The 758-nt window shown below is 72.0% G+C and carries 1 protein-coding gene; it reads left to right on the plus strand.

Features of this window, described 5'->3' with window-relative positions; genetic code table 11:
• Nucleotides 1–758 (plus strand): DUF222 domain-containing protein (locus tag Q5716_RS15915; protein WP_305004145.1); only part of this gene is annotated, 758 nt, incomplete at both ends.

The raw sequence follows: 758 nt of genomic DNA on the forward strand, positions 1-758 counted from the left end.
CAGGGCGGCCTCGCCGCCCGCACCGGCGCGCGGACACCGGAGAAGGCGGTGCAGCAGCTCACGGGGGTGAGCCTGACCGAGGCGAAAGCGCTTGTTGCGGTCGGCACCGCGGTGACCGACGAGAGTCCCTGGTTGCGCCCGGTGAGTGAGGCGCTCGAAGCGGGCGAGCTGTCGGTCGCGACCGCCGCCGGGATCGCCCGCGGGCTGGGAGCGCCGACCGCTGATGTCGCTGCCGACGACCTGCTGGATGCTGCCGGGCAGCTGGTGGAGTTCGCCCGGGATGCGAGCCCCGAGTCTACCGCTACCGCTGCCCGCCAGGCGCGGGAACGACTGGATGTCACCCGAATCGCCGACCTCGAGGAGCACCGCCGCTCCCAGAGGTCCCTGACCTGGGCGCCCCTGCCGGATGGCACGACACGGATGACCGCGATCCTCGACCCCGAATCCGCGGCGATCATCACCGGCGCGATCGACACCATCACCTCACCCCGCCGCGGCGGACCCCGCTTCATCGACCCCACCGACCACACCCGCGCCGCGACGCTCGATGCCGACCCGCGCACGCTCCCCCAACTGAACCTCGACGCCCTCGTGGACATCGTCCGCCTCGCCACCCGCGCGAGCGCTGAGGATGTCGCCACCCTCTTCGGAGTGCAGTCCCCCGCAGTCCGCATCCACGTGCAAGCCGCCGACCTCAAGCACGGCACCGGGTTCTCCTACCTCGAAGGACAGACCGCGTTCCTGTCCACCGCCACCGC

This window comes from Antiquaquibacter soli, from assembly GCF_030580675.1.
Lineage (GTDB): Bacteria > Actinomycetota > Actinomycetes > Actinomycetales > Microbacteriaceae > Rhodoglobus > Rhodoglobus soli.